At 33.8% G+C, this 21,580-nt stretch carries 23 protein-coding genes and 1 pseudogene; 6 read left to right on the top strand and 18 right to left on the bottom strand.

Going from position 1 to position 21,580, the window contains the following annotated elements; translation table 11 throughout:
• Nucleotides 1–560: 560 nt before the first annotated feature.
• The 14 genes and pseudogenes from A3EM_RS0125330 to A3EM_RS0125255 form a co-directional block, all read right to left on the bottom strand.
• A complete protein-coding gene (locus A3EM_RS0125330) occupies nt 561–947 on the bottom strand; it encodes a hypothetical protein (protein WP_020531049.1) in 387 nt (128 codons plus the stop codon).
• A gap of 62 nt (nt 948–1,009) precedes the next feature.
• Complete coding sequence (locus tag A3EM_RS43655) at nt 1,010–1,234, bottom strand: tyrosine-type recombinase/integrase (protein WP_020531048.1); 225 nt, start codon at nt 1,232–1,234, stop codon at nt 1,010–1,012.
• Between the two features lie 178 nt (nt 1,235–1,412).
• Nucleotides 1,413–1,901, bottom strand: coding sequence for a hypothetical protein (locus tag A3EM_RS0125320; RefSeq protein ID WP_020531047.1), 489 nt, complete (start codon nt 1,899–1,901; stop codon nt 1,413–1,415).
• Between the two features lie 127 nt (nt 1,902–2,028).
• Nucleotides 2,029–3,201 (bottom strand): hypothetical protein, encoded by a 1,173-nt coding sequence (locus A3EM_RS0125315; RefSeq protein WP_020531046.1) that lies wholly within the window; start codon nt 3,199–3,201, stop codon nt 2,029–2,031.
• 81 nt (nt 3,202–3,282) lie between these two features.
• Nucleotides 3,283–3,516: a tyrosine-type recombinase/integrase gene (locus A3EM_RS0125310; protein ID WP_020531045.1), complete on the bottom strand. Its 234-nt coding sequence runs from the start codon at nt 3,514–3,516 to the stop codon at nt 3,283–3,285.
• 202 nt (nt 3,517–3,718) lie between these two features.
• Nucleotides 3,719–4,384, bottom strand: coding sequence for a hypothetical protein (locus A3EM_RS0125300; protein ID WP_020531043.1), 666 nt, complete (start codon nt 4,382–4,384; stop codon nt 3,719–3,721).
• A 529-nt stretch (nt 4,385–4,913) separates the two neighbouring features.
• On the bottom strand, nt 4,914–5,813 hold the full coding sequence (locus A3EM_RS43650; RefSeq protein WP_020531042.1) for a hypothetical protein: 900 nt from the start codon (nt 5,811–5,813) through the stop codon (nt 4,914–4,916).
• Between the two features lie 396 nt (nt 5,814–6,209).
• A pseudogene (locus A3EM_RS48525) lies at nt 6,210–7,337 on the bottom strand (IS91 family transposase).
• 164 nt (nt 7,338–7,501) lie between these two features.
• Nucleotides 7,502–8,428 carry a toxin-antitoxin system YwqK family antitoxin gene (locus A3EM_RS0125285; protein WP_020531040.1) on the bottom strand — a complete coding sequence of 309 codons (927 nt, stop codon included), beginning with the start codon at nt 8,426–8,428 and terminating at the stop codon, nt 7,502–7,504.
• A gap of 94 nt (nt 8,429–8,522) precedes the next feature.
• Nucleotides 8,523–8,708 (bottom strand): tyrosine-type recombinase/integrase, encoded by a 186-nt coding sequence (locus tag A3EM_RS48385; protein WP_020531039.1) that lies wholly within the window; start codon nt 8,706–8,708, stop codon nt 8,523–8,525.
• A 189-nt stretch (nt 8,709–8,897) separates the two neighbouring features.
• The gene (locus tag A3EM_RS0125270; RefSeq protein WP_020531038.1) at nt 8,898–9,281 is read right to left on the bottom strand and encodes a hypothetical protein; all 384 of its coding nucleotides are present in this window, start codon (nt 9,279–9,281) and stop codon (nt 8,898–8,900) included.
• Nucleotides 9,282–9,343: 62 nt separating this feature from the next.
• On the bottom strand, nt 9,344–10,351 hold the full coding sequence (locus tag A3EM_RS0125265) for a hypothetical protein (RefSeq protein WP_020531037.1): 1,008 nt from the start codon (nt 10,349–10,351) through the stop codon (nt 9,344–9,346).
• Nucleotides 10,352–10,458: 107 nt separating this feature from the next.
• Complete coding sequence (locus A3EM_RS43640) at nt 10,459–10,683, bottom strand: tyrosine-type recombinase/integrase (protein WP_020531036.1); 225 nt, start codon at nt 10,681–10,683, stop codon at nt 10,459–10,461.
• A gap of 186 nt (nt 10,684–10,869) precedes the next feature.
• Nucleotides 10,870–11,334 (bottom strand): hypothetical protein, encoded by a 465-nt coding sequence (locus A3EM_RS0125255; RefSeq protein WP_020531035.1) that lies wholly within the window; start codon nt 11,332–11,334, stop codon nt 10,870–10,872.
• 571 nt (nt 11,335–11,905) lie between these two features.
• On the opposite strand from A3EM_RS0125255, the gene A3EM_RS0125250 reads away from it, so the two are divergent.
• Nucleotides 11,906–12,397: a hypothetical protein gene (locus A3EM_RS0125250; protein ID WP_020531034.1), complete on the top strand. Its 492-nt coding sequence runs from the start codon at nt 11,906–11,908 to the stop codon at nt 12,395–12,397.
• A gap of 182 nt (nt 12,398–12,579) precedes the next feature.
• On the opposite strand, the gene A3EM_RS0125245 is transcribed toward A3EM_RS0125250, so the two are convergent.
• Both A3EM_RS0125245 and A3EM_RS0125240 read right to left on the bottom strand, forming a co-directional pair.
• A complete protein-coding gene (locus A3EM_RS0125245) occupies nt 12,580–14,646 on the bottom strand; it encodes a type IV secretory system conjugative DNA transfer family protein (RefSeq protein ID WP_157638078.1) in 2,067 nt (688 codons plus the stop codon).
• A 138-nt stretch (nt 14,647–14,784) separates the two neighbouring features.
• Complete coding sequence (locus A3EM_RS0125240) at nt 14,785–15,132, bottom strand: VOC family protein (protein ID WP_020531032.1); 348 nt, start codon at nt 15,130–15,132, stop codon at nt 14,785–14,787.
• 343 nt (nt 15,133–15,475) lie between these two features.
• Here A3EM_RS0125240 and A3EM_RS0125235 point away from each other — a divergent pair, with 343 nt between their 5' ends.
• On the top strand, nt 15,476–15,988 hold the full coding sequence (locus tag A3EM_RS0125235; protein WP_157638077.1) for a hypothetical protein: 513 nt from the start codon (nt 15,476–15,478) through the stop codon (nt 15,986–15,988).
• A 178-nt stretch (nt 15,989–16,166) separates the two neighbouring features.
• On the opposite strand, the gene A3EM_RS46240 is transcribed toward A3EM_RS0125235, so the two are convergent.
• On the bottom strand, nt 16,167–17,999 hold the full coding sequence (locus A3EM_RS46240; protein WP_020531030.1) for a relaxase/mobilization nuclease domain-containing protein: 1,833 nt from the start codon (nt 17,997–17,999) through the stop codon (nt 16,167–16,169).
• Nucleotides 17,980–18,375 (bottom strand): plasmid mobilization relaxosome protein MobC, encoded by a 396-nt coding sequence (gene mobC, locus A3EM_RS0125220; protein WP_020531029.1) that lies wholly within the window; start codon nt 18,373–18,375, stop codon nt 17,980–17,982. Before mobC ends, A3EM_RS46240 begins: the two co-directional genes overlap by 20 nt.
• Nucleotides 18,376–19,138: 763 nt before the next feature.
• Between mobC and A3EM_RS0125215 the strand changes: the two genes are divergently transcribed.
• The 4 genes from A3EM_RS0125215 to A3EM_RS47705 all read left to right on the top strand — a co-directional run bounded on the left by A3EM_RS0125215 (nt 19,139) and on the right by A3EM_RS47705 (nt 21,569).
• Nucleotides 19,139–19,834, top strand: coding sequence for a ParA family protein (locus A3EM_RS0125215; RefSeq protein WP_020531028.1), 696 nt, complete (start codon nt 19,139–19,141; stop codon nt 19,832–19,834).
• Between the two features lie 34 nt (nt 19,835–19,868).
• Nucleotides 19,869–20,297 carry a hypothetical protein gene (locus tag A3EM_RS0125210; RefSeq protein ID WP_020531027.1) on the top strand — a complete coding sequence of 143 codons (429 nt, stop codon included), beginning with the start codon at nt 19,869–19,871 and terminating at the stop codon, nt 20,295–20,297.
• The gene (locus A3EM_RS0125205; protein ID WP_020531026.1) at nt 20,297–20,596 is read left to right on the top strand and encodes a hypothetical protein; all 300 of its coding nucleotides are present in this window, start codon (nt 20,297–20,299) and stop codon (nt 20,594–20,596) included. The genes A3EM_RS0125210 and A3EM_RS0125205 overlap by 1 nt, the downstream gene beginning before the upstream one ends.
• Before the next feature lie 829 nt (nt 20,597–21,425).
• Nucleotides 21,426–21,569 (top strand): hypothetical protein, encoded by a 144-nt coding sequence (locus tag A3EM_RS47705; protein ID WP_020531022.1) that lies wholly within the window; start codon nt 21,426–21,428, stop codon nt 21,567–21,569.
• Nucleotides 21,570–21,580 lie beyond the last annotated feature (11 nt).

The following is a 21,580-nucleotide window of genomic DNA, read 5'->3' as shown; positions in this document are numbered from 1 at the left end:
TATGCCCTTGGCAGTATTAACCTGCTAATTTGGACTTTTGCAAATAATAAAAATAAAAACTGAAATGGAAATTAACAACAAAAATCGGTACTCCAAACAAAATCAACCCCACCAAAAAAGCACTCCTACAAGCAAGAAAATAATTGAAATTACACAGCGCTTTTTCCGGACCTAACCCCCATTAGGTTTGTTCAACACAAGAAAAAATTCAGTGGGATCCCCAGGACCCACATGAATTTGGTCCCTTATTATTGTAGCACGTTTTTTTATGCTACACTCAAAATATTTATCAATCCTCCAATGATTATTAAAGTTATCATTGTTAAATAACTTCGCGTGTTGGATATCTTTCCTTTCATTAATTCTATACCGAAATATAAGTTTATAATACTTAATAAAAAATTTAAAAACAGAACCCAATTAGGATACATAAAAGCAAAAAGAATATCTGTATATTGATATTTATAATAAAGAAATATCATTTCATATATCCAGTATACTGACAATACTATTTGAATTAAGCCTAAAACAACATTAGTATTCTTTTTCAACACAATACTTTAGTTTAATTTTTGATTTTCCAATTGTGTAAACTTTTGTTTATCAGTTGGTAAAATGTCTACTAATTCAAATCGATTTTTATCCAATACATTGAAGTCAACTAGACTTAAATATAAGTCTACAACATTTCGGTCAATCATTATTTTTCCGCCTCCTGCCCAATGGCGGTCAGTTCCGTTTTTCTTTATTCCAGAAATCCAATATTCATCTCCACTTTCTATGTCGTAGTAGTTTCCAGCGATTCCTTGTGCATTTAAATTTTTAAGAGCTTTTCCATTAAAATAAATAGTTCGACCAGATTTTGAGAATTCCGCCATTCCAATCCAAGCAGGTCCAGAATCACCAAATCCACTTTTCAGTTCGATATATTTTAATTCAGGTTTCATTGTTTTAATGTGCTACAACGATTATGTTAACCACATGGAGTTTATTTTCCATATAGCTAAACTCAAATATCTAAATGTTCCAATGGACTCACAATTTTTTCTATTCCTATTTTTGTAATATGCGTGTAAATTTCTGTTGTTCTTGCTGAACCATGTCCCAAAAGATTTTGAATATACCTCAAATCTGTTCCTCGCTCCAATAAATGAGTGGCAAAGCTGTATAGGAACATATGTGGTATCACCCTTTGGGCAATCCTGGCTTTTTTGGCATAAAATCTACTTGGCATCCGCTATAATACAGCTACTCCAAACAAAATCACCCCCACCAAAAAATCACTCCTACAAGCAAGAAAAATATTGAAATTACACAGCGCTTTTTCCGGACCAAACCCCCATTAGGTTTGTTCAACACTAGAAAAAATTCAATGGGATCCCCAGGACCCATCTAAGTTTGGAACCTTATTATTATGCTTTTTTATTTATTTCGTGTTCAATTAATGATGCAATATCTTTCAATTGTTGTATTGAAAAACCATCCTTTTGTCTAGAAAGAAAAAAAGATTGCCCGTTTATTCTTTTTAAAAGTAACTCAGATTCTGACTTAAATTGGAATTCTAAATTATCAAATTTTATCGTCACACTTTCATTTGGGAATGGAGTCCGATAATAATTCAATGAAAGGCATCCATGGTTGTCAAATATTGAAATCCCATTGATTTTATTTGACCTAAAAATTGGTAAAATTCCAAACACCACTAATAATCTAAATCGCATATGAATGTAATGAACATCATAACTGAACAAACTAGATTCTCCTAGAAAAAAAACTACTTCAATTATCACTAAAGCTATTAACCATTTCTTTAGAATTATAAAGTAAAAAGTTAAGTAATTAGTCTTATTTTCAGGAACAAAACTTGTGACTTGATCAGATTCAACATCTTTATTTGTCATCAAACTACTTGTCTATTTGGTTGATTAAGCATAACGGTGTCGGGTATGAAACGTAGGGTATTTCGAAGCACTTAACTGTCCGCCCTATGTTTTATACCCATTATTAGCGGGTCGTTATTTTTGTTTTTCAATTATCTGTCACTATAAACCAAGGTATTTCTAAGTTTCCTTTTCGGAAATAAATGTTCACTTGGTCTCCAATTTCAGTTTGATTATAAAATTCTTTTCCCACACTTACTTCATCGATTTCGGTCTGTGGACCCCAAGTAGTAAGTTCTAAATATCGTGTAGTTGACTTTCCTGAACTAATTCTTTTATCCAAAACTTTAGCCGTATAAAACGTTGGTTCGGAATAATCATAAAAACAATTGTAATGAATGACTATTCCATAACTATAGGCAAAAAGAAATAAGCTCAAACTACCAACAGTAAAAAAGTCCATCTTCTTTTTAAATGTTATTTCTCTTTGCTTAATAATAAGTGTTACTAGGAAAAGTATTGTTATTGCTAATACAGTAAACCAGAGGTTTTCATAATCGAAAATCTCATAGTCTAAAAGTGCTCGTAGCATAATACCAAGGGAAGGATAGATAAAAGCATGAATAACGGAAGGGTAAGCACTTCCTTTCTTTTCATCTATTCTTATTAAACCATTTGAGGTCTTAGTAACTATTAATGCAATAATTGGAATTACTGCTGCTATAAAAATCGAGTACTGATATGGAGTGGGATAAAAAAAAATCCAAGCTGCTACTAATCCTGCAGCCCAATTAATGATTTTGGTGGTCTTTCTTGCCCTTTTAAGCTTTTCTTCCCTGATTTCCTTAGTCCAACCAACTGAGTCATCACTCAAGATTTCTTGTTCTTCTTTTATTGCATTTTGTTGGTCAAGGTCTGGGTAGTTCTCGTACAGCCACTTTAATATCTCATTAAATCCGCCTGTATACGTGCTTACTTTTATTCTTTTTTTGAGTCTATTTTTAGGTTCAATGAAAATATATTGTTCATTGACAGTAAATCCTTTTATCTCATCAAACTTTAAAACCTTGTTTGAAAATGAACCTATGGATTTAATGGACTCAGAAGATATTATGAATTTGCCTTTATATGCTTCCATTACTCCGAAAACCATTACGGCTATCATTGCAACAGAAATTGGAATTAAAATCCAAGTAAAATTTGGTAAGAAGTCGCCATTTTGAAACGGAAGAATTAGAACCCACCCAAATAATCCAATCAATAATGGAGCAAACAGATAAATAAATATCGCCCAACCTTTCGCTATTTTATATTCTTTCAATGCCAGTTTGCTTTTTAATGCCCGCTAACAATGGAGTAAAGCCCACCAGTGCACTTTACTCTCACTATATTTTAATTTTCCCTAATCTAATAAATTTTTAATTTTTTTGATGCTTTTTACCGCTACATATGTATAAATTTCTGTCGTTCTGGTACTATTGTGCCCTAATAGAACCTGAACATACCTTAAATCTGTGTGGAATGGAACGCCACTGCCGTCATCTTCTAGCAGGTGAGTAGCAAAGCTGTGTAGGAACATATGTGGTATCACCCTTTGGGTAATCCTGGCTTTTTTGGCATAAAATCTACTTGGCATCCCCTATACAACAGCTACTCCAANCAAAATCACCCCCACCAAAAAAGCACTCCAACAAGCAAGAAAAATATTGAAATTACACAGCGTTTTTTCCGGACCTAACCCCATTAGGTTTGTTCAACACAAGAAAAAATTCAGTGGGATCCCCCAGACCACCCACATGAATTTGGTCCCTTATTATTGTAGTGTGCTTTTTTCCTTTTTAAGTGGTTGAAATAGAATAATAAACAACCTTTGATGAAGGCTCCATAAATATTAAAAGACTTCCATCACACCAAAAATTCAATGTTTGGAATAGATTCTCATAGTATTCATCATCGCTACTAAAGTTCTTATTTTCATATTTTATGTGGTCGTTGCTAAATAACTGGGCAACAAATTTCATTTTGTTATTCGTTTTTGGGCAACGCGGTACTTTTACAGGTTCATCTTCAAAGTTTGGTTGAGGCTTGCCTATAATTCCAAAAATTTCAAATTCATTGTCGTCATTTATTCCTTCAAATTCTCGTAATGAAAAATTTTGTTGCTTGTATACTACTTTAGAATCCTGTGTCAATGCATCATATGCTGAAGTGATTTCACCTGAATTTTCTGGGTGAAGAAGTTTTGGTTCAGTTGGATTGGAGTAGTCTAAATAGAGAGAATCAAAGTCAGTAAATATTGGGCAGATTAAATTCAGGTCAAATGGTAGCCAATCAAAATTCTTATCTGCCTTTGAAATTTTTCCCAAGTACTGGAAACCCGCCAAAAACTCATTCTGAGGTATATAAAAATCATTTGGTATTTCTCCGCCAAATTTATGTAAGCCATTTTCATCTTGGAAAAATTCCATTTGACTTTTTTTCTTAAATATTTCAGTTAGTCTCATTTACTGTCTATTTCTTTTTTTTCAAATGCACTACAACAATTGAGTAAAGCCCACCAGCACATTTGTAATCAGCACTTTACTCTCACTATTTTTTTATTTTCCATAATCTAATAAATTTTTAATTTTCTTGATGCTTTTTACCGCTACATGAGTATAATTTTCTGTCGTTCTGGTACTATTGTGCCCTAATAGAACCTGAACATACCTTAAATCTGTGTGGAATGGAACGCCACTGCAGTCATCTTCTAGCAGGTGAGTAGAAAGCTGTATAGGAACATATGTGGTATCACCCTTTGGGCAATCCTGGCTTTTTTGGCATAAAATCTACTTGGTATCCCCTATAATACAGCTACTCCAAACAAAATCACCCCCACCAAAAAAGCACTCCTAAAACAAGAAAAATATTGAAATTACACAGCGCTTTTTCCGGACCTAGCCCCATTAGGTTTGTTCAACACAAGAAAAAATTCAGTGGGATCCCCAGGACCCACATGAATTTGGTCCCTTATTATTGTGGTGCGTTTTTAATTTATAAAGAATAATAATAGTCTATTAGTCCTCTGCAATATTTTTCCCCGGATAAATCTCCAAATGCACCTATTTTCTTTTTAAAAACCATAGCTTTATTATCTTGAGTACCTTTCAATTGTGGTTCAATTGAATGGAAATATTTTATTATTTGAAATTCACCAATGTGATTATCCAACAAATGTCTATCTAATTCAGTTACACATTGCCAAATTAGCTTCCTGATTTTAATAAAATTCGGTGTTGTAAGCTTTTCAATTGGCAAAGTTTCCTTAACCTCGTTAATTCTAGAATTTTCAATATCTCTACCGAAGGCGTGACCTACCTTATTCCTTAAAACTCTAATTTTTTCTAATCGACCAATATTTGATGACATTGATGTAGGAACATAATCGAAATACTTGTTCAAAGCACTTATTCTAGAATTCCAATCTCCTTTTGTAATCGCAATTATGATTTCATTTTCAAATGGAAATTTATGGGCGCCACTTTTAATTAGTGCCATGCCATCTACAGATTTGGAAGACTTATATATTAAACCAGGGTCAGATTCTAACGCTAAAGATAGTACAGAACTCAAATAAGTTTCAAAATTTGAAGTTATTGCCATAAGTCCGTTAAGATTTGTCCAATTTTGAAATTGATTAAACGAATCCGACCAATCTTTTAAGTCATCAAAAACCTCTCTTCCTTCTTGTACAGGGAAATCGAAGTGTTTAGATGCTTTATCTTTCCAAATTGCACCGTTGGTTTTTAGTTGTTCATATACCAGCTTTGTTGCAGGTTCATTAGCCCACATCATTCTATTTAGTTCTTGGGTATGTTTTCTAAATACTTGATAGGGCCAACTATTGTCTCTAATTGAAACCCATCTATCAAATTCTACTGTACTTTTTCCCAAAATTAAATTTCTTTCTGTTTGTTAGTCAAATGTTGCACAACATTTAGTGTTTTATAGCATGTTTGCTTAAAACCTTCGGTATAAATCTAATGAAAAGATGTGATTTAATGGTAGAATGATACTGAAAATTCGGCTTCAGCAAATATGTTATAAAACTATCGTTGGACTATGCCTTAGCAGGCTGTTTCCTATGGGTATTTCTTTTGCTTTGATTTTTGTTTATCGATAAATTTTGAAGGATAATTTTTAAATATGCTGTTTGTGGTTTCATCTGTTTTGAATTTTTCCTCTGTATTTTTTTTTAAAAAGACATAGTTGGGCCTGCCAAAATAAATTTAGCTGTTACTTCAATTAGATTTACCCATCTTCCAAAGAACATTTACTCTTTATTCCAGGTCAAACAGGATCAAGAATGGTTTTAGCAATCATTTTACCCTGCTTACATTTTGGGCAGCAATCCGGGTCCCTCCAGACCGGATCTTTGCCTGAAACGATTTTAAATACCAGTCTGGCAGGTAGTCCTTGCAGTAAACTGGCTGAACCCTTCCAATAAGCATGGCACAATGCTGCCTGACTGCTCCATTGGCTGATGCTAGTAAACCATAATACCGGATCTTATAAAAACCAGAAGGCAATATATGCTGCATAAACCTTCTGATAAATTCTTCTGTGGATAAGGTCATGAGTTTCCTGTTGCCAGTAGTGCGATAATCTTTCCACTTAAAGTTAATTTTCCCATCCTCCATTTTGATCAATCTACTATTAGATATAGCCACCCTATGGGTGTATTTTCCCAAATATTCCACTGCTGACTTTGAACTTCCCAATGGCTTTTTGGCATACACATTCCAGGCCTTTTTATAGACCAAATCCTTTAATACAGAAAGATTGGGTATATCATCTGGTAGTTTCACTTTTTGCTTTAACAACTGCTTTTCTAGCAAACTCCAAAATACCCCTCTGAAAACCCTGGACAAAACTTTCACTGGAACCAAAAACTTCTTGTGCGCTCTAATCCATTCTGTACCATCTTCCGAAAGCCCTCCTGCAGGCACGAGCCCGCAGTGGAACTGATATGGATATGAGGATGATAAGTTAAAGTCTGACCCCACGTGTGCAACACTGCCACTGCTCCTGGCTGGGCGGAAAGAAATTGTGGATTCCGAACTAGTTTTTGTAAAGATTGCCAGGCTGCCTGAAACAATAAATTATAACATACCCGCTGATTGATGTAAAATAAACCATGAAGACCTTCCGGAATGGTAAATACCACATGAAAGTAGGGACAAACTAATAAATTACTTTGCAATTTATCTATCCATTGGAGCTGTTTGGTATACTGGCACTTGTTACAATTCCTGTTGCGACATGAATTGTAGGCTACCCGTTGATACCCGCAATGATCACAGTGATCAAAAGACCTCCCAGTTCAGCTGTTCTACAGTTATAAATAGCCTGATAAGCCTTCAATTGGTCACTGCATAACTTGTGGTGTGCTAAAAATGCTTCTCCATGCTCCCTCAAAAAATCACTCCCACCAAAAAAGCTCTCCTACAAGCAAGAAAAAAAAATGAAATTACACAACGCTTTTTCCGGACCTAACCCCCATTAGGTTTGTTCAACACCAGGAAAAATTCAGTGGGATCCCCCGGACCCACATGAATTTGATCCCTTATTATTGTGCATAGTTAATTTACAATTATTGTTCCTTCGAAATCACTTTCATCTATATCTCCAGTTGAACAATTAATTGAAAGCGTTTTTCCAATTCCAGTTATCGTTCCACTATTTGTGTCTTTGTATGCTTTCCATTTCGTGTCAGGCACGTTAGAAATAATCCACTTATAGCAATCATCACTTTCGTCAAAAATTAAATTCAGATATTCACTTTCCTTAAAAGCGTTTTGATGATTAGTTATCCCATACATTAATGATGTAGCAATTTCTTTTGCTTTAAAGTAGTCTATTTTGAATTCGTATGGTTTAGTATTTGGAAGTCCTTTCGCTTTATCTCGTATTAACTCTAAATCCGAGTTAAAGTGCAATTCGATAACTCCGAATTTCAAGGTGTCTGAGGCATTGTATGAATATCTTAAAAGAAATTCTTTTGGCTTTTCAGACCGCTTTCCAAACCAAGTTCCCGAATTATTGTCGCTGTACCAATAGCTTCTTGAAGCGTTTAATTTAAAATTATTTTGTGCTCCGAAATGAGATTGGATTAATTGGTCAGCTTTTGATTTGCATTGGTCAAATATTTTCTCAAACCCTAAATCACTCCCTTTTATTTTCTTTGAAAAGAAATAGTTTATTTCCAAAATCAGGTTTCCGTTTTTGTCATAGGTTTTCCAAATACCAAAATAATCTCCATTTAGAAATATTCCTTTTTCTTTTATGTTGTTATTTGGATAATACTCTCTAAATGCCGTCCAATCATTTTCATTAAGTTGTAACTCGTAAAACTCTTTTACAATCGATTTGGAATAGGTTTTTCTGTCAAACTTAGTTTTCGGGTTGCTTAGAATTTTATTGAATAACGAGTCAGTATCAATTGGCTTTTCTTGTCCAAAAGCTGAACATGAAATCCATAATATTAATATGCAGAATGTGTTTTTCATAATTATGCACAACGATTATATAAACCACATGGAGTTTATTTCCCATGTAGCTGAACTCAAATATCTAAATGTTCTAGTGGACTCACAATTTTTTCTATTCCTTTGTGGTGATATGCGTGTAAATTTCTGTTGTTTTTGGTGAACCATCTCCTAAAAGATTTTGAATATACCTCAAATCTGTTCCTCGCTCCAATAAATGAGTGGCAAAGCTGTGTAGGAACATATGTGGTATCACCCTTTGGGTAATCCTGGCTTTTTTGGCATAAAATCTACTTGGCATCCCCTATACAACAGCTACTCCAAACAAAATTATCCCCACCAAAAAAGCACTCCTACAAGCAAGAAAAAAATTGAATTTACACAGCGCTTTTTCCGGACCTAACCCCCATTTGGTTTGTTCAACACAAGAAAAAATTCAGTGGGATCCCCGGGACCCACATGAATTTGGTCCCTTATTATTGGCATTTTTTTATTCTTCTTTTACACCTTCAAAATCAAATCCGATTTGTTTTAAAAAGTCCATCCCATCTTTGATTTCGAATTTTTCTTCCTCCCAATTCCAATGTTGCATCACTTTTTCTATGACCTTGCGAATAATACTTGGTTTGTAAAGGTTGAAACTGCCATTATTATCATTCAAAATAGTATCCGTTGTTAATAGGTTTCCAACGCCATATCCATCTTGACTTTTAAAAGTTACTTCTATTGGAGTGTTTTTCCAGCCTGATCTAAACACTCTCAATTTTGTAATCCAATAACCAAGCTTAGCTCCTTCATATCCTATGAATTGTTCTCTAATGAGATATTTAAATTCAATGTTTTGAACAACAATGGTTCTAAGCTTTGATTTCATTCTTTTATTAATGCTAACGATGCGCCTATAAGCCGTAGCCGAACCGTAGGGAGGATATGGACTTATAGACTTGTGTTAGCTGTATTTCCCACGCTCCAACTGGATAATACCCGAGTAAAGTCCCCTATCATTGCATCAAAGTCATAGCCTAAATCCTTCTTTTTGAGCTTTTCAGCAGTTTGTATTATTGCTTGCTTAAAATACTCAGATAGCACCTTCTTCTGTTCAAGGTGGCTTAAATCGCTAAACTCCTTTTCAAAATGGATAGTTATTTGAACATTACCAGTATCTTTTCTAAAAGGCCCAAACTTATATCTATTTCGCAAATAGTAGCCATTATCTTCTATTTCCTTTTCAGAGAAAGTTTTACGGATTTCCTCCCAAGCCTTACTATTTGTGAGGGGTTTATTGCTTTCGCTGATTATATAGTTGGTTTTGCAATGATCATTATCGAAAAAGCTAAAGGCACAGCTTAAGATTAGCCTATTAACTTTTCTCCCATACTTTTCAGGCCTCATCCTTTCGTTTAGTTCAACCTGAAGTTCTTTGCTAAGAGAGTCTATTAATTCTTTTGAATTTTCATAGCAGTTGCTGACACCTCTGGTTATCCATATCGGATTTTTAGGAATCCAGTTCCTTTGACTATTCAAGCTAAGGCTTTGAATATCTTCTTTTGTTGGATATTCGGAAAGGATTGTTTGAATGTTATTTATATCATCAGGGCTGTAATGGAAACTAGTTCTCCCTTGCTCCATCGTAAAACCGCTTTTCCTTTTTGACCAAATTGCCTCAACAAAACGAAGATCACCAAATTTATTCAAAAAACAGGTTTGCGGATTTCCATTAAACCACTTTCCTCTCAATGCTTCTAAAGGCTCATATTCCCCCCATCCAATTATTGCTAAGCACTCACATATTCTTACAGCTCTATTCCATTGCCTAACATTCTTATAATAAGCATCTCTGAGAAACTCTGCAATAAGACTTTCTCTTAGAGAGTCCCGGTTGCTATGCTTGAGCAAATAACTTTCTAATTCATCAATATTTTCAATATCGAATACTACTTTCATCTATATCTAATACGATTGAAGCCTAACAAAAACATTCATAAGCACGCTTTACTTTACAGCTAACGATTATGTAAACCACATGGAGTTTATTTCCCATGTAGCTGAACTCAAATATCTAAATGTTCTAGTGGACTCACAATTTTTTCTATTCCTTTTGTGGTGATATGCGTGTAAATTTCTGTTGTTTTTGGTGAACCATCTCCTAAAAGATTTTGAATATACCTCAAATCTGTTCCTCGCTCCAATAAATGAGTGGCAAAGCTGTGTAGGAACATATGTGGTATCACCCTTTGGGTAATCCTGGCTTTTTTGGCATAAAATCTACTTGGCATCCCCTATACAACAGCTAATTACCCCCCACCAAAAAAGCTCTCCTACAAGCAAGAAAAAAATTGAAATTACACAGCACTTTTTCCGGACCTAACCCCCATTAGGTTTGTTCAACACTAGAAAAAATTCAGTGGGATCCCCAGGACCCACATGAATTTGGTCCCTTATTATTGTAGACTGCCTTATTTCTACCAATTGTACCAAGCAACTATTCTGATTTGCTCTGATTTTATTTTCTTTAAATCTTTAAAATTATCTATTAATTCAAATAATTTCAACCAATCACTTTCATCTATTTTTATGTTATAGTCCTTTTTCCAATTAATATTCTCAACCTCCGAATAGTTGAAATTCGTAAACCCAAATAATTCTCCTTTTCCATATTTAGTCTCATGTTCGACAATCCAATTTATATCATATTTTAGATGTGAACTTGGATTTTCTGGAAAACCTCTATCCTTCGCAATAGGATTATACTTAGGGGCGTTTGATTTGAAGTTTCTCGGATTCCCAATTAAAACCCAATTTACTTCATCATTAAATTCGATTATAGAACTAATATCCATCCATGATAACCAACCATATTCTTTATTTTGTTCCTCCTTTTCTTCGTAAGGGCTAAATTCTACCCATCCTTCAATATCAATTGGCATATCTTATTTTTTAATCTTCAATTATTTACCCTCTTAACTTAGATTATTTCTAGTTGCCTACAACATTTAGTGTTTTATAGCATGTTTGCTTAAAACCTTCGGTATAAATCTAATGAAAAGATGTGATTTAATGGTAGAATGATACTGAAAATTCGGNTTCAGCAAATATGTTATAAAACTATCGTTGGACTATGCCTTAGCAGGCTGTTTCCTATGGGTATTTCTTTTGCTTTGATTTTTGTTTATCGATAAATTTTGAAGGATAATTTTTAAATATGCTGTTTGTGGTTTCATCTGTTTTGAATTTTTCCTCTATATTTTTTTTTAAAAAAGTAAAGTCGCAGTGGAATCAATGGTTTTAAGTCACGAAGGAATAGAAATGACTACTTCTTGAAATTTAATTGATTGAGAACAAAAGAATAGCAAATAATATATCATAATTTTATTTTATATTGTCTGAAAATTCTATTACATTTAGAACTTCTTTTGTATTTATTAGAAATGAATAAATGGACACCCATATCAGAGGATGAACTCTTTGAAGAAATCCAAAGAACTGTATTCGAATTAAATGGAAATCATTGGCAGAATAAATAGAAGAAAAATTTATTATGTTCAGATTAGAAATAATCCAGAGTGGAAACATTCTTTACCAAAAAATGATTGGGTTGCTTTTTCGATAGCTGATATAGAAGATGAAGAATTAGTGCCACCAGCGGTAAAAATTTGTATGGATAAAAATGTCTCATATGTTTGTAGTGCTGGAACTTTAGCAAATTGGACTGAAAATTATTTTGATGAGGAAATATCCTGGCGAATAGTTGAATTTGAAATGCAAAACAAAAAGGAGTTTGATTTTAATATTTCACCCGTGACTACGGCTCATGAAAATTTCGAAGAAGGATTTTGGTTTGCAACAACTTTAGCTCATAAAAATGATTTTAATATTAATAGAGTAATCTGTTTAGACTTTACTAAAAAAAAAGTTAAACAACATCTAATAAAGTTGGTTAATAAAATCAACAATGGTTGGTTACCAAATGATGTGAAATATGACAGTTGATGAAAAAAATAGCTGGTAATAGTATTAATTAGTCTATGATTTTGAGATCAAAAAACTGATTATAATTTTTCAGGAATAATAAAATTTTAACCAATTATCAATCGTAAATTAAATATTTAAAACCTGATCGAGTATATTGATCAGGATTTTTTATTCCTTTAGGCATCCCTCTCCTACCCCATTCAAACCAAAGTCCGGATAAACTGCTCGGTTTCTGAGATGATGTCCTGATAGACTTTGTCTGCATATTTGAGGGTTTCCTGATTTATTTTTTGGTTGGCTTTTTCCTTTTTTTGATAGTATTGGTTGATGTCATCCTTTTTGAGTTTACCGTCCTGTTCAAGCATAGCTACAGTTGGAGACAGCGGTAGGGATAATTCTTCTGATTTATCGAAGTGACTCAGGTATTCTTCTACATCTACTTTTCCCATAAACCTTGAGCGCTCCCCTTCTGCCACTTTTCCGGCAAAATAGCCTTTCCGTAATTCACTGATTTCATCTTGCCGTAGGAAATTCTCGGTATGGGTGGTCTCCCCTAGTGACACATTGTTACTGTTGCTTTGGAAAGTGTTATGGGTAACTCTTTTTTTATAGTTGCCCATCATTTTGGAGAAAAATTGCTGGGTATGATTATCATTGGTTTGCCCAAAATAAATATTAGACAAACTTCCTTCAATTACTCTTGCCAATTCCTGACCATATTCAAAAGCCGTTTGTGCCATACTCTGCATACCCAGGGTAGTGATCATGCCATTGCTCCTCCCCGTATTGATAAAATCTTCTACGCCTGGCAGGTATAATGTTGGGGCTTCATCAGCCATAAAATGCAGTGGTAATTTCCCCTGCTTGTTGCAAACTGAAAACACAATGGAGGTATAAAGTGAAATCAGTGGGGAAAACACTTTCCGGTAAAAGTTATCATTGCCTACACATAAAAAAGTGGGCGATTGAGGATTGTTCAGGTCCAGACTTGTTTCTTCCTTACTGATGGCAAAAAAGATATTCGCATTGTGCATTTTGGACATGAAATTCTGCATGGTAGAAAAAATTCCGGAAAGCTGGTCTGCTCCTTTATTTTCCATCACTGGCTTTCTGATATTCTCAATTTTTGCATTGATCTGATCATCATCCAGGTTAATTAAAACCTGTACTTGTTTCATATAATCCTGGCTCAGGAAATGGATAATATGGGGTAAAGTAAATTTGCTTCCCATATACTTTTTAAATGCCAGTGTAACTGCCGATCCGTAAGCAATTGTACTTTCCGCCCAAAAATCCGGATGCTTTATCCATCTTTTATTCATGCAGGAAAAGAGTGTTTGAATATAAACATCACTGTGCAAATCGGTTTCAATGGTTTTGTCATTGATGGGGGACAATCGCCAGACATTATGCAGATAATCCCCATTAAAAGTATTCATGTGAAATTGCAGGGGATAATTCGGATTGTTTTTTTTCAATTGCAAATAATGGTATAAAGCCACTCTGGTTTGGACCGGGAACTTAAAATCATACAAAAACATAGGAATTTGCATATCCATGCTTTGCCAAATCCACGGATTGAGAATGGAAACGGATTTTCCAGCACCAGCCGAACCCACAATCAAATTACTTCGTCTGGGATTGCCATTGTAAACGACCGTACCATTATCCAGTTTGGTAGTGAAGTAAATCGGGTCATTGGAATGCCCTATTGTTCTGGCATTTAAAACCTGCTCCCTTTTTTGCAGGGTATCGTAACCAAAGCTATTCAATTGCTCACTAGAATGCCTGGTTATCATGACTTTGTGAATGGTGTTCTCAAGCTTTGGAAAAACCTTTGGAATGGAGAAGATAAACTCCGGGAAATACAAATAACTAAAAAGAACGATTCCCAATTCTCCATAAAACAACTTCGGAGCTGAGTAGTGGGATAATACAAATAATACCAAAAAGAAAAGGGGGAGAATTATGACAAAAAATAATGCACTATTTCTACTTCTACCTTCTACTTTTTTAATATATACTTTTTTGTAAATGATGGCTTCTTCCGATAATGCCACAAAAAGTAAAATCAGAAATAACACTTCTACATAAATGACAAAATCAGGATTGAATATTTTCTCCAAGAGGTCAATGACTGATCCCGATCCATCTGCAGCCAGAATTCTAGCTTTTACAATTTCCAACTTCAAACCCCTGCTGATCAAAATATAAAGCATGGCAGCCCATACTATAATCTGGTAATTTATTTTGGATTTTTTAGCCATATCATTGCCTTTTGATATTGCCCAATAGAAATCAGGTAAAAAAATAGAGACAATATAAATTAGCAATTATTTATTTGGAATAGCAAATAAAGTTTTAGATAAATCCTACTCATTGGAATTTATCCCATTTTCTCATATTTACTGATCCGACCAAACAGCTAGTTCATTTCCACAAGGATCAACAAAATGGAATCTTTTGCCACCAGGAAAAGAAAATATGTCCTTAGCGATTTTTCCACCAGCTTCAAGGATTTTATTTCTGATAAATTCAAGATTTTTGTGGTACAAAACAATCAATGCCCCATTTACTATTTCGGCATCAGATTTTTCAAAACCTCCTAGCATCCCACTTTCAGAAAAAGCTGTATATGATGGACCATAATCTGTAAAATTCCAATCAAAACAAGCCGAGTAAAATTTCTTTACTTTTTCAAGATCATTTGCTATAAATTCCACATAATTGATATGATTATCTTTAATTTCCATACTTCTCTTTTTTTCAAAAAATACATTTAGCGACTCAATTTAAGTTAAAATTCTTAGATTAGCTGGTCTTTCTACTAGAATAAAGAACAAGATTTAGGGATTAAATAATGGAGAAATATTTTAGATTGATAATATGTGTAAAATTTTAATTACCCTACTTCTGTTTTTATCATTTCAACAAGGATTTACTCAATCTTTTGAGGGCATTATTACCTACTCCATTGAATTTGAAGTAAAAGGGGATTTAATTCCTTTAAAAGATCAAATTTTTGAAAAACTAAAGGATGATAATGAGTATTTTGATACTGTTAGAGTGTACATTAGGGGAGGTGAATATAAAAAAGTGGATAACAAAGAAAAACCTTCATCAATAATTTATTCTCCAGAAATCAATAATATTTATATCCTGCAGGAGGATTTCGAATATGTATCCATAATTGATGCAAAAAATATTAGTCCAACATTTCCTGATATTCCTGAACCTGAAATTTTAGAAATTGATTCTGTTAAAAAAGTATCTGGAATTCCTTGTAAAACTTTAAAACTTAGGTGGAATAATATGGGGGAGGAATGGTATTTCTATAATGAAGAAACTGCTATAATCAATCCTAGCCTTTATAAACACCATTCCTACGAATACTTTAATGAAATAATTAAATCAACTGGTGCTTACCCTCTGGAGATAATTAAATCTTTTAATGATATGATAGCAATCAGGATGACTTTAATCTCTATTGAGGAACTTCAATTGTCTGATGAGGTCTTTGCAATACCTGAACTTAAAAAAGCAAATAAAAAAATGACAAATCTCCCCGAAAAACTATTGGGAAGTAAGGTGATGAAAATTAAAAATTGATATCAGTTAATCCCCAGAAGATTTGTTAACTAGCTGGAACTTTAAACATATTGTATTGAATGATGATGACAAAATTTGAAATCTTGGAATATTTTAAAACTAAAAGAAAGCAGGGGAAAGTAAAACCAAGTGCTAAATAAGGCAGTTGCATGCCGCAAATACAAGGTTTAGTACCCATCTAAACCAACCTGCCTCTATGGGTAGCTTTTGCAAATTGCCTGTTCAGGCTTTCAGCGAAGTCCTTTTCCATGAAGGAAATATCAAATTCATCCAACTGGAATGCTTTTCCTTTTTTCAGTTCTATGGTAATGTTTTTCACCAAACGTTTATCCAGCAGTTGATAGTAATTTGCCTTTTCCGGTTCATAATTGCGCTTAAAAATTTCAGCTATCCTGTCATCATTGAAAACAGTTTCCCGATTTGGTGCAAATTTTCCAAACTCTTTGATATTGAATGCAGTCGCCAAACCAAGGTCTTGTTCCTCATGAATGAGATGCATGTTCCCTCCTACCCGCCTAAAACCAATTCCCCTTTTCGCCATATAAGTCATTAATTTGGCGGGATCATCAGAATAATTTTTGAAATTTTGGTAAGCATTAAGAACTATCCTGTTAGTCATTACTTCCTTATGAGCCTTATCATTTTTCAACTCTTTTTGCTGGGCCAGATTGAAACAAATAGTCGCCAAGTCAACCTTCACTGCATTTTTGTGGTAGGGCAAAACCTTTCCTGTAAGTTGAGAGATCACATAATTTACCGTATTCTGATCCGCTCTTTTATTGATTAAAATATTTGTTACACCTATCGGTAACTCCCCTCCTACCCTCTCAAAATAAGTCTTATAAAATCTGGAAACTTTTTCCTTACCAATAATTTCCACTTCCGATTTGGTGAAAAAAAACTGCATTTTAGGAGTAAAGTCGATTTCTTCAATTTGATTGCTGTAAATACTTTTCTTCAAATCGGATTGCCCAACACTGTATTTCTCTTTTTCCTCTTCCAGCAGAAGCAATACTTTTTTAACCCCCTTTGGAATATTGGCCTGGTCTACCGCTTTCCTGAAGAATTCAAATTTTAAATTGATGCCTTCAAAATGTAGGTAAGCAAATAACCCTGCCGGATTGCTATTACTAATATCATAGCTGTTTTTTTGTTGTTTAAAGGCTTTTTCCAGCCTTTTCACCATTTCTCTTATCCGATGTGGCTCTTTTGCCTTATTGGCCTTTAAATCGGCTAAAATTTCCTCCAGGCTAAATCCTTTCCCCACCCTCGAAAGTTTTATAGTGCTTTTTGATTCCAGTTTTAAATCCTTCTGGTTATCGAAATACGAATAAGTATAATCTGCTGCTGCGAATTCCCCTCCCCTACCCTGCTGCTGAAATATTTTTATACCATGCTTGAGCAGGAATTGATCAAGGCTTTTGAAGCTGGTAAACTTTCTTGAAAAGGCTTCCGAAAGAATACCTTTTAACCTTAAAGTCAGGATTTGTTTGTCTGGTCTGAAGCCATATACGTAATTTGTATTTGCATTTTTAATCGAAAAAGTTCGTCCTTTTAGTCTTGCAATAGTAAGGTTATACTCCACTTCCAGCCCCTTTGCTACCTCCATACTTCTGCGTTTCATCATGTTATCTTTCAGCGGTTTTCCTTCATTATCTACCCGGTTGATGACAATATGAATATGGGTATGAGCCGTATCTGCATGCTTAACAATGAGGTATTGATTGTCAGAAATGCCCATTTTTTTAAGGTATTTTTGACCAATCTCAGTAATCATTTCATCATTAATAAGGGAATCATCTTCTTTTGCAAAGGCAATTTGTGCATGCCAAACTGGTTTTTTCACCCTTGAATTAAGGGTACTTTGGGCAATAAACTGGTTGGAAAGTAGGCCAATATGATCTGTATTTAGTACTTCATTTGAGTCTAAAATCTCATATTCTTTCTCTTTATCCAATACATATTGGAGTACTCCTTTGAAGCTTTCTCCATTATTTATCTTTGCGATCATGGGTAATTCGGGAGAAATCTAATACTATATTTTCAAGTTTTTCCAGCTCTTTAGGTAAGTTTTTTAAAGCTTTGTGGTCTCCTGACTGTTGAGATTTTTTAATAAAGTTCAAAGCTTTGGCAATCTGATTAATGTTATTTCCCACTGCTATAAACTGTTTCCAGACTTTTAATTGGTTGGGTGTGACTGGAACTTTGATCACATTTTGCTTAGAGCCTTCCAATAAATACCGAAATACTTCAGTATCGCTCACTTTTGCCTTCCCTATCTTTTTTCGTACAGTTTCAAACTGTAATTTCTCACTTTCACTCAGGCGAAATCTGCCCACGGTATAGGGATAATTTTGTTTGGTATTGGCTATATTTTCAGCTCTCATAAAATTGAAAATTTTTGACATTTGTGACACAAAAGTCCTTCTTGCTTCTCCTCCCCACTTACCCTTTTCTCAAGGTAAAAATACTGTTTGAGATTTCCAATTATTATTTGGATATTTTCCTCTTATATGAGCTAATTATTTCGCACCTACACCATAATCTTACACTCATCAATTTAAATCGCTTAAATCGGCTTAAAATGCGCTTATTCGAACTTAAATCAAGAGAAAAGCATACGATTTAATAATATACGATTTAATAATATACGATTTAATAATATACGATTTAATAATATANATACGATTTAATAATATACGATTTAATAATATACGATTTAATAATATACGATTTAATAATATAATTACTAATTCATATATTCACATGAAATATATTTGAATGGCATATACTTTTTGTATATTTATTGAAAATATACGATTGTTATGTATACGATCTTAAAAGATATTTCATGTATTTATACTTTTTGTGTGTATAAGATTGTTATAAAATTCATATAAATACAATTTTTATAATAATCATATTTATTTTTTTTGTATAAATACGATTTAAATATTTTTTATATAAATATTAATTGTATTTTTGCTTTATATATATAAATTAAAAGTATACATATAATTAATATATTTTTTGTATTTATATTCTTTGGATATTTTTTATATAAATACACTTGATATATTTTTTGAGATTATATAATTATTATACTTTCTATATACATACAAAAAATATAAAATACTTATATATACAAACATGAAAGTTTTATCAATTGCAACCAGAAAAGGAGGAGCCGGTAAATCAACCTGGACAGTCTATTGTACTACCACGCTTTTCCACATTGTCTTCGGGAAAAAAAAAGTAGCCCTTATCGATTTTGATGAACAAAGATCACTGGCCAACAAAAGAGCAAAGGAACTGAAAAATGAAGAGGTGCTTTCTATCCTTGGGGATATGTTTGAAGATTATGATGAAAGACTCAAAAAGTTATTCCCGGTGTATACATTCACCTACAAAGAATACCTTGAAAAATATGATACTTTAAAAGATTACTTTGACTATGTGTTCCTGGATTTCCCAGGTAGGATAGAAAGCCCACAAAAAGATATTATCAAAACGATCGATAAAGTGGCGATTCCCATGGTGGCGGATGAGCTTGATATAGAATCTGGAATGTCCTACATGAAAATGTGCCATTCACTGGATGTGAAATGTGGCTGGTTCCTCAATAAGGAAAGTAGAACCACTTACAACAAGCAAGTGAAAGAAAGTGCTCATGAAGACTATTTCCTTCACCAAAACCCTAACCTTGAAAAAATAATAGGGCATAATGGAGATTTGCTGTCTATTCGGGACAGACCAGAGACTTACCGAAAAAACAGATCTACCATTATTCCTTTTGATGATGAAGAACAGAATGTCTATCATTTAATAAAATTCCTGATTAGTTAACTTAAAATAATACTGGCACCAAAACTTTGCAATCATGGCTAAAAAAAACCAATTCGAAAAATCCATGCTGGACCTGAACACTGCAATTGATGATCCTTTTGCAGAAGAAAAAAATATCGAACCTAAGGAAGAAAAAGCTCCCGAGAAGGAAATTGTAGAGGAAGAGAAAGAAGAGCCCGCAAAACCCCGGAAAAAGGCTTCTAAAAGAAAGGATGCTCCATTGACCTTTGAAGAACTGGTTGATTATATGAATAGCCTTCCGCCATCCACCTTTAAATCAAAAATGTCTACGGTAAAGGTTCCGGCAGAATTTGTGGAAATTATCAAAGCTATTTCCAATGAAACCGACAAAATTTCATTTCACATTGCTACTGCACTTATCCAGATGGGATTGAGTAGAATGAAAGAAGATATTGCCGAAATGATTGATAGAAAATCGAAAAATAAAATTGATTTACTGTAATGGAAGAGTTGTATACCAATCCAACTTTTAAAACCATACTCTTTTACGGCTCTCTGGCCATTTTCGGTTTTCTAGCACTTGTGGTTATTGTGAAAATAGTCGGGAAAAATAAAGGGCACAAAAATCAGCAGGCTGAAGTGAAAAATTCCGATATCCAACGGCTATTTAATTCTTCCAATGAAAACAAGGAAACAAAAGGTGAGGGGAGGGGAAAAAAGCCATTCCCCGAAATGAAGGAAGAGTATGATGTGGAAAACAATTTTTTCAGGAAAAATAAATACAAGGATTTTGATTTGTAGCGTGGAAATTAAGTAGTCATTCAAAATTAACTGTGTATTATTTTGCCGTAAAATACTGATAGAGAGATTTTTATTGCTCAGAAATAATAGTACCCGGTATGGAGCACTGGTGCTTAAATATTGGTTTTGCTATTTACATTTTTCATGGTCTATTTAAGTGGTTGGGCAGAAATAACAGACTTAATATTTTGCGGCAATTGATTGATAATGAGATTTAGTTGCTCAATATAAAAAATGGCCCCGAGTGGAGCTCTGGTACTTATGATCAAAAACATTTAAATCAAAAGAAATTTTTAGTCCCTTTTACAAAAAGATACGGTTTCTTCTGCTCCATCTTTGGATCAATCCCTAATAAGAAAAAATGGGGAATTTTCTTCAACAGGTGAAAAGCTTTTCCCTGGCAAAACAGAAAACTTGCGAAAAGAATTATACAACAAAAATCAATATCATTGTGGGAAAAATATTGAGGGGTAATGAACTTTTTTAGTCTCTTCTTTTTTAAAATGAATTTGCATTAGAGTTTTATAATTCTTTTATTTTTCTTTGAATTAATGAGTACAAATAAAAATTTGGGCTCATTAGTATAACTTTTAAAAATTTTATGTATTTTAAAAGTTATACAAGAGGATTTTTCTTATGTAAATTACTATAAATCAATGTTTTATAATTTTCATATTTTCAAAAGTGACGGTTTTTACCACATAAGTGACGGTGGATGCCACAGAAGTGACTGCAATACCCCCATAAGTGACGGTAATCGCCACAATAGTGACGGGAATGCCACGGAAGTGACGGTTAGTGCCACAGAAGTGACGGATTTGCCACGAAAGTGACGGTAAACGCCCCAGAAGTGACGGTAATTGCCACGGAAGTGACGGTTATTGCCACCAAAGTGACGGCAAATGCCACAAAAGTGACGGTATTTGCCACCGAATTAATGAAAATAACAGGTCAAATATTGCCACAAAAGTGACGGTTTTGCCA

Source organism: Flexithrix dorotheae DSM 6795 (assembly GCF_000379765.1).
Lineage (GTDB): Bacteria > Bacteroidota > Bacteroidia > Cytophagales > Flammeovirgaceae > Flexithrix > Flexithrix dorotheae.
The sequence above is the reverse complement of the archived record's forward strand: the minus strand, read 5'-3'. Positions and strand labels throughout refer to the sequence as shown.